Source organism: Blastomonas sp. AAP53, assembly GCF_000331245.1.
Taxonomy (GTDB): Bacteria; Pseudomonadota; Alphaproteobacteria; order Sphingomonadales; family Sphingomonadaceae; genus Blastomonas.
Window position 1 is genome coordinate 1 of the sequence record NZ_ANFZ01000022.1, and the last position, 12,020, is coordinate 12,020.

Below are 12,020 nucleotides of genomic sequence, written 5' to 3' on the forward strand. Positions count from 1 at the left end.
GAAGGCGGCATGAACGAGATCGTCAACATGATGCAGCGTATGCGTGAACTGGCCGTGCAGTCGGCTTCGGGCACGCTGGGTTCGGGCGACCGCGCCAACCTGCAGGCGGAAGTCACCGCGCTGATTGCGCAGGTTGATGACGTTGCCACCAAGACCAATTTCAACGGCGTGGCCCTGCTCAACACCGCAGGCCCGGTCGCCATTCAGACCGGCATCAATGCCTCTGACACCGTGAACATCGCGCTGGCCGACGTGACATCCACCGGCCTCTCGATCGGATCGGTCGACATCAGCACCGCTGCTGGCGCCGGCACGGCTCTGACGTCGCTGGATACCGCGCTGAACACGATCACCACCGCACAGGCAGGTCTTGGTGCCAGCCAGAACCGTCTGCAGGCAACCGTCTCCAGCCTCGTGAACCGTGCGACCAACCTGTCGGAAGCGCGTTCGCGTATTCAGGACGCCAACTTCTCGGAAGAATCGACCAACCTTGCCAAGGCACAGATCCTGGCCCAGGCGTCAACCGCGATGCTCGCCCAGGCGAACCAGAGCCAGCAGGGCGTGTTGAGTCTGATCCGTTAAATCGATTTGGAACTTCAACGCACCTGAACCGTAGAGGCTCCGCAACGGCCATTCATCGACAACTCAGTGGCCTGAGCCTTTCGATATTCGATCAACCCCCTTCCCCGTCCAACGGGAAGGGGGTTTTTCGTTGTCCGGGGGCCTTGAATCAAAAATCCTCCCGGAGACAGGCTCGGGGAGGATTGAGGTCAGGCTCAGCGCGAACTCGCCAGCCGCTTGCGCAGCGTTTCGAGCGCGGATTTCTTGATCTGGCAGACGCGCGCGGCGGTGATGCCCAGCACCAGCCCGATTTCGTCGAGATTCATTTCCTCGATGTAATGCAGTTGCAAGATCAACTGCTCGCGCTCCTTGAGCGTGCCGATGCTGGCGTTGAGCAATTGCTTGAGGTTGTCCGCCTCCATCCGCGTTTCCGCCGAATCCTCGCTGTCGGCAAACCACATCGAATGTTCGGAATACACCTCGTCCATCGATTCAAAGCGCACATCCTGCGCGGCATCGGAGCGCATGCGGAAGTCCGCCGCGTCCATCCCCATCGCCGCGGCGACCTCCTGCTCGGTGGGGTTGCGCCCCAGCTGGCGGACGAGCTGCTCCTGCGCCTTTCGCAATTTCTTGCGGAAATCCATCGCCGACCGGCACATGTTGCTGTTCGATCGCAGGTGATCGATCAGCGCGCCGCGGATGCGCATGCTGGCGTAGGTTGCAAAGCCGTGCCCCCGGTCCTCGTAATGGTTGGCGGCCTCGACCAGCGCGACCATGCCGATCTGGACCAGATCCTCGATCTCGATGACGCCCGGCGCCATGCCGCGCACATGCCAGGCCAGTTTGCGGACCAGGGGCAGATGCGCCTCGATCAGCTTGCCGGGCGGCACGGCGGCCGGCTTGCGTCCATAAGTGATCGTCTCGATGGGTAGATGCTGCATGTTATCTGTCCAGCTTCGTGAGAATGGCGGGCTGCGGCTGTTCGATCAGCCGCGCGAGAAGGAGTGTTCGGCCTGGGGCGTGCGGTATCCGGCCTGGCCGCCGACCGTGGCGACCACCTCGACCGGCTTGTCGTCGGGCAGCTCGCGGAACGAGAGCACCGGCGTATCGGGGAAACGCGGCCGCAGCAGATCGGCGAGCGGCTTGCGCGCCAGCGGCGATGTGACCAGAGCGTAGTTGCGCTGCTCCAGCATCAGCGGGCGGGCAGCCTGTTCGATCGCGCCCAGGATGCGCTGGGCCAGTCCCGGTTCGATCGGGAAGGCAGCATCGCCGGCCACGCGCAGCGATTGCGCGAGCAGGGTTTCCAGCTCTGCATCCAGCGTGACCACCGGCAGCGGCAGGTTTACCGGCACCAGCGACTGGATGATGATCGACCCGATCCGCTGGCGCACGCCTTCGACGATCTGCGCCACGGTGGTGCCTTCGGCAGCGGCTTCGACCATGGCCGAGCAGATGCGGCGGAAGTCCTTGAGCGGCACGCCCTCGCGCAGCAGCTCGCGGCACACGGCGGAGATAGTGAACAGCGAGAGCGGCTGCGGAGTGAGGCCATCGACCAGCTGCGGCGAGCTTTCCTTGAGCGTTTCCAGCAGCTTCTTGGTCTCGTCCATGCCGAACAGCTGCGCGGCATTGAGGCGGACCATCTGGTTGAGATGCGTTGCCATGACGGTCGAGGAATCGACCACGGTATAGCCCTGCACGATCGCTTCGGCGCGCTTGTCGGCGGAAATCCACACCGCATCCATGCCGAAGGTCGGGTCCTTGCAGGCACGGCCATCGATGGGGTTATCGATATCGCCGCTGTCGAGCGCGAGCAGATCGTCGGGCCAGATCTCGTCCTCGGCGACGATCGTGCCGCCGATGGTGATGCGATAGGCATTGGCCGCCAGGCTCATGTCGTCCTTGATCCGCACCAGCGGGATGACGAAGCCCAGTTCCTTGGAGATCTGCTTGCGGATACCGGTGACGCGGCGCATCAGCGGCGCATCGCGGCGCTCGTCGACCAGCGGCACCAGGCCATAGCCGACCTCGATACCCAGCATCGCGCCGTCGGACACGTCCTGCCAATCGATGGCATTGGGGTTTTCCGGCGCTGCAGGGGCCAGGGGCTCTGCCACCGCTGCCTTGGGCCGCGACAGCTTCCACGCGATGAACCCGGCGATCGCCGCTGCCGGCAGGATGATCATGTGCGGCATACCGGGCAGCAGACCCATGATGCCCAGGATCGCCGCCACCGGCACCCAGGCCTTGGCGATGGCGAACTGGCCGGAAATCTGGCCGGGAAGGTCGAGCGGCGAATTGACGCGGGTGACGATCGATGCAGCGGCGATCGACAGCAGCAACGCGGGCACCTGTGCCACCAGCGCATCGCCGATGGCGAGCATGGTATAGTTGGAGGCAGCATCGCCGATGCTCAGGCCATGGCTGGCCACGCCCAGAATGATGCCGCCGATGATGTTGACCACCAGGATGAGGACGCCGGCAACCGCATCGCCTTTCACGAACTTGGACGCACCGTCCATCGATCCGTAGAAATCGGCCTCGGTCGCGACTTCGACGCGGCGCGCCTTGGCCTCTTCGGGCGTCATCAGGCCGGCGTTCAGGTCGGCGTCGATTGCCATCTGCTTGCCGGGCATCGCATCCAGGGTGAAACGGGCGGACACTTCGGACACGCGGCCCGCGCCCTTGGTGATGACGACCATGTTGATGATCATCAGGATCGCGAAGACGAAGATGCCGACGATATAGTCGCCGCCGATCAGCAGGCTGCCGAACGCCTCGATGACATGGCCTGCAGCTGCCCCGCCTTCGTGGCCGTTGACCAGCACGACGCGCGTCGAGGCGACGTTGAGGCCCAGACGCAAAAGCGTGGCAAACAGCAGCACGGTGGGGAAGCTGGAAAAGTCGAGCGGCTTGGTGACGTTCAATGCCACCATGAGAACCGCCAGGCTGATCATGATGTTGAAGATGAAGCCGATGTCCAGCACCAGCGCAGGCACTGGCAGGATGAGGAACACGACCAGCAGCAAGGTGGTCAGCGGCAGAATCGCGCCGCGTGACATTGCCATGATTCCGCCAAGCTTGGAGGGGGCAGGTGTCATGAAATTCAGGCTCCCATCGACGCGAGCAGCATGTAAGCCAGCCGCGCATTATCGTTTGTGCCGAGCGAGGCGGCATCAGGTCGGGTGGCGCGCGCGCTGGCGAGCCGGACGTAATCGGCAGGTTGCACCTGCGGCAGATCATTGCCTTGCTGCGGCAACCGGCTGCCACCTGCCGCGCCTGCGCCGCCGAGCTTGTCGGCAAAGCGGCCGCGGATTTCGGCAAAGCTGCGCGGGCTGCCCGAACGATCATAGAAGATCGACCGGTTGGCCCCGGCGGCGCGGCCGAACATCGGCGCAGCGGCGGCATCAGGGTTGGCATCGTGCGCGGCCAGAAACTGGCGTGCGCCTTCGGGGCCGAGGAAATGCGCGAGATACAGATCGACCGGCGCGGCTTGGCGACCCAGGTTCGATTCCAGGTAATTGCGATTGTCCGAGGCGAATTCGCCCGCCATCAGCGCGGCAATCTCGGGGTTTTTGCGCAGGGCCAGGATCGACTGGCGGGTTTCCGGGTCAGCGACGCGATAGCGCCCCTTGCCATCGCGCTGGATGGCGTTTGCCGCCCAATCCAGCCCGTGCTTGGGACCGTGCTTTTCGACCACGCCCAGCCAGCTCTGGTCGATGAACTGGAACAGGCCGGTGGCCGAAGAGGTCGATGCCTTCGCCTGGGGGTTGAGCCCGCTTTCGATCCGCGCCTGGCCGAGCAGATAGTTGAAATCCACGCCCGTGCGGCGCGCAGAGGCGGCAATCGCGCTGGTGACGCGATCTCCACTGCTGCCGACACTGCCAAGATACGAGGACAAAACGGGTCTCCACGGTTGTTGGAGACATTCACAGCAAGGTCTGTGCCAGTTTGAGGGGAAACCCTCTCCCCTCCCGCCTGCGGGAAGGAAGAGGCCTCGCTTGTCGCCCCACCCGCCACAACGCAAAAACCCCCCGCCCGCGAACGGGCGAAGGGTCAAGTCATTCAGTCATGCCAGAAAGGTGTCAGCGGCGCTGCGTCATGTTGGCGTAGGTGTTGGACGCCTGCTCGCCATGAATGGCGGCGACGCGGCGTTCGACGTGGTCGCGCAGGAATCGCAGCCGCTGGGCTGCGGCGGTATTGAATTTCATCAGGCTGTCCAGCTGGCTGCGGGTGCTGGCGTCGGCACGCAGCACACCCTGGGTGCGCAGCGCGTCGGTGATGCCGCCCAGATCGCGCGTGTAGGCGATCATGGCCTCGGTGTCTCCGGCGTCGAGCGCGGCGATGAGGGCGCTTTGCGTGTCGGCAAAACGCTCAAGCAGTTCGCCCTGCATCAGTTGGCGACTACGCCAAGGTCGAGTTCCATCATCTTGGCGGCGAGCTTTTCCGCATCGATGACATAGCTGCCATTGGCCAGCGCTTCTCGGATCGCGGCGACGCGGCCCTCGTCGATGGGAGCAGAGGCGGCTGCCGTCTGCAGGAAGCTGGTGGTGCTGACCGGCGCGTTGCGGACCGAATTGTCGGTCGGTGCAGCGGCTGCCGTCGCCCCCACTGCCTTTTCGGTGCTGCCGCCCTTGCGGGTCGCTCCCAGGGCCGGGCTGCCATATGCGTTAATACGGGACATGATATTGAGACCTCGTTCTAGCATGACTTACGTCCTTTAACGGCCTTCGCACCGGTTGCTTAAGGCGATTTTTTGATGAAAGGTTAACGCGGTTTTGCCCGCATTGGTAAACGGCTCAGTTACTCAGGATCGTGGCACGGCCCGGTTCGACGATCCGCACGAAAATGGGCTTGCCCTTGGGCTCGTCGCGCACCGAGATGACCTCGCCAACGCGGCCGTCCTTGTCGGCAATCATCACGCGCGAGAGCGAGAACATCGGCCGTTCAACGGTGAGCAGAATGGGCTCGCCGCGCTTGATGCCTTCCTGACCCTGCTGGCCAGAACCGCTGCGCGACTGCGCCGTCCGTGCGCCCACGACCTGCTGCCTTTCGGCGGCCAGATCCAGCGGCACGCGGATGCGCCAGCCGAGCGAAGGGCAGCGCACCGCGGCAGCGCCCAGATCCGGTCCCGTCACTTCCAGCGCGACAGGGCAGGCTTTCAGCTTCAGGCGGCGATCGACTGCAGCGCGCGCACCGCCCGGCTGGCCGATCTCGGCCCCCATCGTGGCGGCGACCAGCACGTCGATTTCGCCCAGATCCTGCATGGCCTGGCCCAGCGCGGGCGCGGGCAGGGCAAGCAAGGGAGCGGCAAGGCAGAGAGCCAGAGCAGATTTGCGATCGGGCATGGGCGGTCCTTCAATGACTGTATCCCAGTCGCAGCAAGGTCCGTGCCAGAATTCGCTATTGCGGCTTGTCGCGCAGGGTCAGGCGCACCGTGCGCGCCTCTGAAGCGCTGCCGCCCTGCCCCGGTTGCGCCAGATCCGGCAGCATCGCACCATCGGCCACGCCCGCTTCCGCGAGCACACGCATGATCGCGGCGGTGCGCGCGGCGGCCAGCTCCCACCGGTCAAGCCGCGATGCAGCCTCCTGCGTGACCACTGGCACGGCGATGGCGAATTCCGCCTGCCGGTTCTTGCCGCCCAGGGCGGCAATCACCTGCACACCCTTTGCCGTCATCCGCGCTTCCTGCGGCTCGAACAGGCTCGCCAGCGGCAAGGCCACGGTTTTCGACCGCGCAGCGTTGTCCGACCCGAAGCTGTCCGAAATGGCATCCGCAACGGCCAGGTGCCGATCGCCGACGCTGGCGATCATGGCCATGACCCCGGTCATGATCAACGCGAGGTCGAGAAAGGATACGGTGGTCCGCTGGGCGGGCGTCATACCGGATGCACCTGCTGGTGCGTGGGACGACCGTCATCCGGTGATCGCTGCTGGGTAGCAGCAGCGGCGGCGACATCTGCAAATTCGCGGCGCCCGATGTCGAACAGTCGGCGGGCGGCATCTTCTTCCCAGCCGATCTGTTCGCCTGCGATGCGCGCGAGGCGCTGTGCGATCGGACCGGCGATCAGGTTGGCAAGCACCAGCCCATATAAGGTGGTAAGCAGTGCAACAGCCATCGCCCGACCGATCGAGGCGGCGTCGCTGACGTTGCCGAACAGCAGGATCAGGCCGATCACGGTGCCGAGCATCCCCATGGCGGGCGCGCAATCGGCGACATTTTCCCAGAAACGCACCATCGCCGTCAGCCGCGCGCGGCGGTGTCCGGCCAGGCGGGCCATCGCCGCCTGAAAGCCATCCAGCGAACGCTGGTTGGCCATCGCATCTGCAGCGGCGGCAACGAACGGCCCCCCGGTCTTGACCCGGTCGGCGCAGCTCAGGCCCCGGCTTTCAACGACATGTTCGATCCGCAGCACCGCGCGATGCGCCTCGTCTGCCTGGTCCTGCACCTTGAACCACAGTTCGCGCCGCAGCGCGGCCAGTCCGCCCAGCGCTGCCGTCGTGCCATTCTGAACCCAGGCCACCGCGAAGCTGCTGCCGACAACAAAGGCCAGCGGCAGCGGATCGATGAAAGCGGCAATCGTCATTGCGTATCCCTGTCAAACCATCGATTTGCCGCCGTGCACAGGCGGCAAATCCTTGCCGCCCCGCCGGCAGAAAATTGCCGCCCGCCTGCGAACACCGCAGCAGGAGACCTCTCTCATATCCGCAAGAACCCCCGGAAATCCTGGCGTTTTGCAAAATGGCACAGCCTTTGCTTTCCATCTGGGCGACGCATTCTGTCCATCGCTTAAGACGGCAGATGCAGCCATAGTTTAAGAGGAATGGTCCCATGGGGGCAGACAGGCTTTTTGGAATGCACGGCACGGCACTGCAGCTGCGATCGCAGCGGCTGTCGATGCTGGCATCGAACATCGCCAATGCCGCGACGCCCGGCTACAAGGCGCGCGACCTGGATTTCGAAAAGGCCATGCAGCGCGTGCAGGGCGGCGACAGTCTGGAAGGCGCGCTGGGCGACAATGCGGGCTATCGCGTTCCGCTGCAGAATTCGATGGATGGCAACACGGTCGAGCTTTCGACCGAACAGACGCTGTTTGCCGAGAACGCCATTGGCTATTCGACCACGCTGTCATTCCTTGAGGGCCGCGTTGCGACGCTGACCCGCGCGATCAAGGGAGAATAAGCCGTGTCGGGCCCCATGAACATCTTCGACATTTCCGGTCGTGCGATGTCGGCGCAGCTATCGCGGCTGAACACCACCGCATCGAACCTGGCCAACGCCCGCACGACCTATTCGAGCGAGGCCGAGGCCTATCGCGCGATCAAGCCGGTGTTCAAGACCATCCAGGAAAGCCCCGGCGTTGCCACCGTGCAGGTCGACAAGGTGATCCAGTCCGACATCAAGCCGACCAAGCGGCACGACCCCACCAACCCGCTGGCTGATGCCGACGGCAATGTCTGGGATGCTGGCGTCGATGAAACCGCAGAGCTGATCGATATGCTGGAGACGGCCCGGCAGTACCAGAACAACGTGCAGGTGATGCAGACCGCCAAGTCGCTGATCCTCGATACCGTGAGGATGGGCAAATGACGACAATCACCAATGACTTTGTTTCGAGCCTGCAAAAGAAGGAAACCGTTGCAAGCAAGAACACCCAGGAATCGCTCGGCCAGGCATCGTTCCTGAAACTGATGACCGCGCAGCTTAAGTTCCAGGACCCGTTCGACCCGGTCGACAACCAGGCGATGGTCGGACAGATGGCGCAATTCAGCCAGGTCGCCGGGATTTCCGAGATGAACGCCTCGCTGAAGGCGATCGCGGGAGGCTTTGGCACGTCGCGTCTGTCGGAAGCCGCCAGCTTCATCGGCCGCTCGGTCCTGCAGGATGGCGATACCGCCTATTCTGACGCGAACGGCCGTTATGGCGGCGAATTCACGCTGAACGCGCCAGCCAACAATGTGTCGCTCGAATGGCTCGATACCGCAGGCAACGTCGTCCACACCCAGGCGATGGGGCAGGTTCCGGCGGGCAAGATTCCGTTCGAACTGCTCAGCGAGGATGAAGCAGGCAACCCGGTCAATATCGGTCCACTCAAGGTCCGCGTGACCGGGGCGGCCGCCAGCACCATGTCCACCTGGCTGCCGGTCACGGCGGTCGAGTCCAGCAGCAACGGCGCCGAGGCCCTTCTGGTCACCCCCGCCGGTTCGATTTCCACGAGCAGCGCCAAGCGCATCGCCTGATCTGCCCGCCTTCAAAACCCCAACGATCAAGTTTCACTGAGGAGTAGCCCACATGTCCTTCATCACCTCGCTCAGCGGCCTCAAGGCGGCACAGACCGACCTGGCAACCGTTTCGAACAACATCGCCAACTCCAGCTCGACCGGCTTCAAAAAGAGCAAGGCGACCTTTGGTGACCTGTTCGCGTCCGCGCCGACGCAGAGCACCAAGTCGGTTGCAGGCCAGGGCGTGCGCCTGACCGGCATCGTCCAGCAGTTCACGCAGGGCTCCTTGAACTCGACCGACCGCACGCTCGACCTTGCCATCGCCGGTGACGGCTTCTTCGTGGTGTCGGGCACCTCGCCGCGTCAGGCACAAAGCTTCACGCGCAACGGCAACTTCTTCGTGAATGTCGATCGCGAGGTTACCGACAACATCGGGAGCAAGGTGCAGATGCTGCCCGTCGATGCGACTGGCCGGGTGACCTCCACCAATGCTGCCGACATGTTCGACTTCGTGCTGCCAGAGTCCGACCCGGCCGATCCGTCCGCCGTGCTGTCCAACATCACGATCAGCGACGAGGGCGTCGTGACCGCGACCTTCACCAACGGCAGCCAGGCACGCCTGGGCGCGGTGGCAATGGCCAGCTTCCCGGCGGCAGAAGGGCTTCGCCCGATCGGTGATGCGCACTGGCAGGCGACGGGTGTCTCGGGCACGCCGCTGATCAACCAGGCAGGCAACGGCCCGCTCGGCACGGTGCGCTCCGGCACGCTGGAAGCGGCGAACATCGACCTGACCGAAGAGCTGGTGTCGCTGATCGCAGCACAGCGCAATTTCCAGGCGAACGCGCAGGCGCTCGAAACCGCCAACACCCTGACCCAGACGATCGTCAACCTGCAGACCTGATGACGGCTGATAACCCGATTGTAGCGTAAAGGAACAAGGTGCCCTGACATGGACAAGATGATCCACATCAACCTGAAGGCCATGCAGGGCATCATGAACCGGCAGACGGCCATCGCCAACAACATGGCGAATGCCGACACAACCGGCTTCCGCGCTGAAATCGTCAATGCCCGCGCGCTGTATGTGCACGGTGGCGGGCTGGATAGCCGGGTATCGACCAGCGAGGCCGTGGTTGGCGCGGACATGAAGGGCGGCACGGTGGAAACCACCGGCGGCGCGCTCGACATCGCGCTCAACGGCGATGCTCTGCTGGCGGTCCAGGCCGCCGACGGCGCCGAAGCCTATACGCGGCGCGGCGACCTGATGGTCACCGACAGCGGGCTGCTCACCACCGGCGATGGACATCCCGTGCTGGGCCAGGGCGGCCCGATCACGCTGCCCGCCGCCGACAAGATCATGGTCGCTGCCAATGGCGCGATCTCGATCATACCGCAGGGCGGCGACCCGGCGCAGCCGGTCGAGGTCGGTCTGCTGAAGCTGGTCAGCCCCCAGGGCAGCGAGATCAAGAAGGGCCGCGACAACCTGTTTCGCGTGCCCGGCGATGGTGCCCTGCCCGAAGACCCCGACGCCACGGTCACCCCCGGCGCGCTCGAAGGATCGAACGTCAACATGACCGAGGCGCTGGTCGACATGATCGAAGCCAGCCGGGCTTGGGAAACGCAGGTCAAGATGCTGACCTCGGCACAGGAAATGGACGACAGCGGCGCCAGCATCATGCGGATGCCCTGATGAACCGGAACGGAGTAGAATAAGATGAGCAACGGAGCCCTTCAGGTCGCCCGTACCGGGCTGGACGCGCAGAACACCAAGATGCGCGTGATCGCCAACAACCTGGCGAACGTCAACACCACCGGTTTCAAGCGCGACCGCGCCAATTTCGAGACGCTCGCCTATCAGCAGCAGATCGCTGCGGGCGCGCGCGCCGATGCGCAGAACCAGTTCGCCACCGGCCTTTCGGTCGGCACCGGCGTCAAGATCGGCAGCACCAGCCGCATCGATACGCAGGGCGTGGCGCAGATGACCGAAAATGCGCTCGACATGATGATCGAAGGCAAGGGCTATTTTCAGGTCTCGCTGCCCGACGGCACCAATGCCTATACCCGTGCGGGCAATTTCAACCTGACCGCCGAAGGCCAGATCGTCACGCCCGAAGGCTTGCCGCTGGTCCCCAACATCCAGGTGCCCGAAGGCGTCACCGGCATCACCATCGGCGCCGACGGCACGGTATCGGCGACGCTGGCCGGACAGGCCGAGGCGAGCGAGCTGGGCCAGATCGAGATCGCCAGCTTCGTCAATCCTGCCGGGCTCAAGTCCCTGGGCAACAACCTGCTGGCCGAAACCGCTGCCAGCGGTGCCCCGGTGATCGGCGCGGCAGGCCTCGAAGGCCGCGGCGTGCTGCGCCAGGGCGCGCTCGAAGGATCGAACGTCAACATCGTGGAAGAGCTGGTCGACATGATCGAAACCCAGCGCGCCTATGAGGTGAACTCCAAGATGATCCAGTCGACCGACGAGATGCTCCAGTTCGCCAACCAGCAGATCGGCTAAACCCAGATGACCCGTATTCCCGTCACGACCAGCGCTTCGCGGTTCCCCTCCCCGGTTCGGGGAGGATTGGTCGCGGCGCTCGTCATCGCCCTGTGCGCCGCCACTCCGGCCTATGCGAAGAAGAAGAAGCCGCCGATCCAGCCCGACCCGGATTATGCGCCGACCTTGTCGCTGCCGATGGCAGGTCCGGCCGTGCCCAACGGATCGATCTTTCAGGCCAGCAATGGCTATTCGGCACTGACCAACGGTGCGCGCGCCGGGATGGTGGGCGATATCCTGACCATATCGCTGGTCGAACGGACCCAGGCGGTGAAATCGAACGGTGCGAACACCGATCGCAATGGCTCGATCGGCCTCACCCCGCCGACCACCGGCCCGCTCAGCCTGTTCAACCCCAGCGACATCGGCATGGGTGGCAACACCAGTTTCCAGGGTATCGGCACGGCCCAGCAGTCCAATTCGCTGCAGGGCCAGGTCACCGTCACCATCGCCCAGGTCTATCCCAACGGGACGATGCTGGTGCGCGGCGAAAAGCTGATCAGCCTCAACCGGGGCGCAGAGCACATCCGCTTCAGCGGCATCGTGCGCGCGGTCGATATCGGCCCGGACAACATCGTTCCCTCCTCGCGGGTCGCCAATGCGCAGATCATCTATGGCGGCACCGGCGAGATTGCGCGCGCAAGCCAGAAGGGCTGGCTGCAGCGCTTCTTTGAAACCATCAGTCCGTTTTAAG

Annotated in this window: 16 protein-coding genes; 8 read left to right on the forward strand and 8 right to left on the reverse strand. The window is 64.3% G+C overall.

Annotated elements, in window-relative coordinates:
• Nucleotides 1-582, forward strand: a 582-nt coding sequence (locus D618_RS0116405) for a flagellin (protein WP_017672624.1), incomplete at its 5' end; no start/stop codon positions are given.
• A 194-nt stretch (nucleotides 583-776) separates the two neighbouring features.
• Here the strand turns inward: D618_RS0116405 and D618_RS0116410 are convergent.
• The 8 genes from D618_RS0116410 to D618_RS18750 all read right to left on the reverse strand — a co-directional run bounded on the left by D618_RS0116410 (nucleotide 777) and on the right by D618_RS18750 (nucleotide 7,145).
• On the reverse strand, nucleotides 777-1,502 hold the full coding sequence (locus D618_RS0116410) for a FliA/WhiG family RNA polymerase sigma factor (RefSeq protein WP_017672625.1): 726 nt from the start codon (nucleotides 1,500-1,502) through the stop codon (nucleotides 777-779).
• Nucleotides 1,503-1,547: 45 nt separating this feature from the next.
• Nucleotides 1,548-3,659: a flagellar biosynthesis protein FlhA gene (gene flhA / locus D618_RS18740; protein ID WP_051041412.1), complete on the reverse strand. Its 2,112-nt coding sequence runs from the start codon at nucleotides 3,657-3,659 to the stop codon at nucleotides 1,548-1,550.
• A gap of 5 nt (nucleotides 3,660-3,664) precedes the next feature.
• Entirely contained in the window at nucleotides 3,665-4,459 is a 795-nt protein-coding gene (locus D618_RS0116420; RefSeq protein WP_017672627.1) for a lytic transglycosylase domain-containing protein, read from the reverse strand.
• A 184-nt stretch (nucleotides 4,460-4,643) separates the two neighbouring features.
• Complete coding sequence (locus D618_RS0116425) at nucleotides 4,644-4,952, reverse strand: hypothetical protein (protein ID WP_017672628.1); 309 nt, start codon at nucleotides 4,950-4,952, stop codon at nucleotides 4,644-4,646.
• Nucleotides 4,952-5,242 (reverse strand): flagellar biosynthesis anti-sigma factor FlgM, encoded by a 291-nt coding sequence (flgM, locus tag D618_RS0116430; RefSeq protein ID WP_017672629.1) that lies wholly within the window; start codon nucleotides 5,240-5,242, stop codon nucleotides 4,952-4,954. The genes D618_RS0116425 and flgM overlap by 1 nt, the downstream gene beginning before the upstream one ends.
• Before the next feature lie 115 nt (nucleotides 5,243-5,357).
• The gene (locus tag D618_RS0116435) at nucleotides 5,358-5,906 is read right to left on the reverse strand and encodes a hypothetical protein (RefSeq protein WP_017672630.1); all 549 of its coding nucleotides are present in this window, start codon (nucleotides 5,904-5,906) and stop codon (nucleotides 5,358-5,360) included.
• A 55-nt stretch (nucleotides 5,907-5,961) separates the two neighbouring features.
• A complete protein-coding gene (locus D618_RS19190; RefSeq protein ID WP_017672631.1) occupies nucleotides 5,962-6,441 on the reverse strand; it encodes a hypothetical protein in 480 nt (159 codons plus the stop codon).
• Nucleotides 6,438-7,145, reverse strand: coding sequence for a MotA/TolQ/ExbB proton channel family protein (locus D618_RS18750; RefSeq protein ID WP_017672632.1), 708 nt, complete (start codon nucleotides 7,143-7,145; stop codon nucleotides 6,438-6,440). The genes D618_RS19190 and D618_RS18750 overlap by 4 nt, the downstream gene beginning before the upstream one ends.
• A 245-nt stretch (nucleotides 7,146-7,390) precedes the next feature.
• Here D618_RS18750 and D618_RS0116450 point away from each other — a divergent pair, with 245 nt between their 5' ends.
• Genes D618_RS0116450 through D618_RS0116480 form a run of 7 tightly spaced genes read left to right on the forward strand, consistent with a single transcriptional unit; the run spans nucleotide 7,391 to nucleotide 12,019 of the window.
• Nucleotides 7,391-7,741, forward strand: coding sequence for a flagellar basal body protein (locus D618_RS0116450; RefSeq protein WP_026091789.1), 351 nt, complete (start codon nucleotides 7,391-7,393; stop codon nucleotides 7,739-7,741).
• Between the two features lie 15 nt (nucleotides 7,742-7,756).
• The gene (gene flgC, locus D618_RS0116455) at nucleotides 7,757-8,149 is read left to right on the forward strand and encodes a flagellar basal body rod protein FlgC (RefSeq protein WP_017672634.1); all 393 of its coding nucleotides are present in this window, start codon (nucleotides 7,757-7,759) and stop codon (nucleotides 8,147-8,149) included.
• On the forward strand, nucleotides 8,146-8,799 hold the full coding sequence (locus D618_RS0116460; RefSeq protein WP_017672635.1) for a flagellar hook capping FlgD N-terminal domain-containing protein: 654 nt from the start codon (nucleotides 8,146-8,148) through the stop codon (nucleotides 8,797-8,799). The genes flgC and D618_RS0116460 overlap by 4 nt, the downstream gene beginning before the upstream one ends.
• Before the next feature lie 52 nt (nucleotides 8,800-8,851).
• On the forward strand, nucleotides 8,852-9,682 hold the full coding sequence (locus D618_RS0116465; RefSeq protein ID WP_017672636.1) for a flagellar hook-basal body complex protein: 831 nt from the start codon (nucleotides 8,852-8,854) through the stop codon (nucleotides 9,680-9,682).
• 48 nt (nucleotides 9,683-9,730) lie between these two features.
• Nucleotides 9,731-10,471: a flagellar basal body rod protein FlgF gene (gene flgF, locus D618_RS0116470; protein WP_017672637.1), complete on the forward strand. Its 741-nt coding sequence runs from the start codon at nucleotides 9,731-9,733 to the stop codon at nucleotides 10,469-10,471.
• A 24-nt stretch (nucleotides 10,472-10,495) separates the two neighbouring features.
• On the forward strand, nucleotides 10,496-11,287 hold the full coding sequence (flgG, locus tag D618_RS0116475) for a flagellar basal-body rod protein FlgG (protein ID WP_017672638.1): 792 nt from the start codon (nucleotides 10,496-10,498) through the stop codon (nucleotides 11,285-11,287).
• Between the two features lie 6 nt (nucleotides 11,288-11,293).
• On the forward strand, nucleotides 11,294-12,019 hold the full coding sequence (locus D618_RS0116480) for a flagellar basal body L-ring protein FlgH (RefSeq protein ID WP_081590554.1): 726 nt from the start codon (nucleotides 11,294-11,296) through the stop codon (nucleotides 12,017-12,019).
• Nucleotide 12,020: the final 1 nt, after the last annotated feature.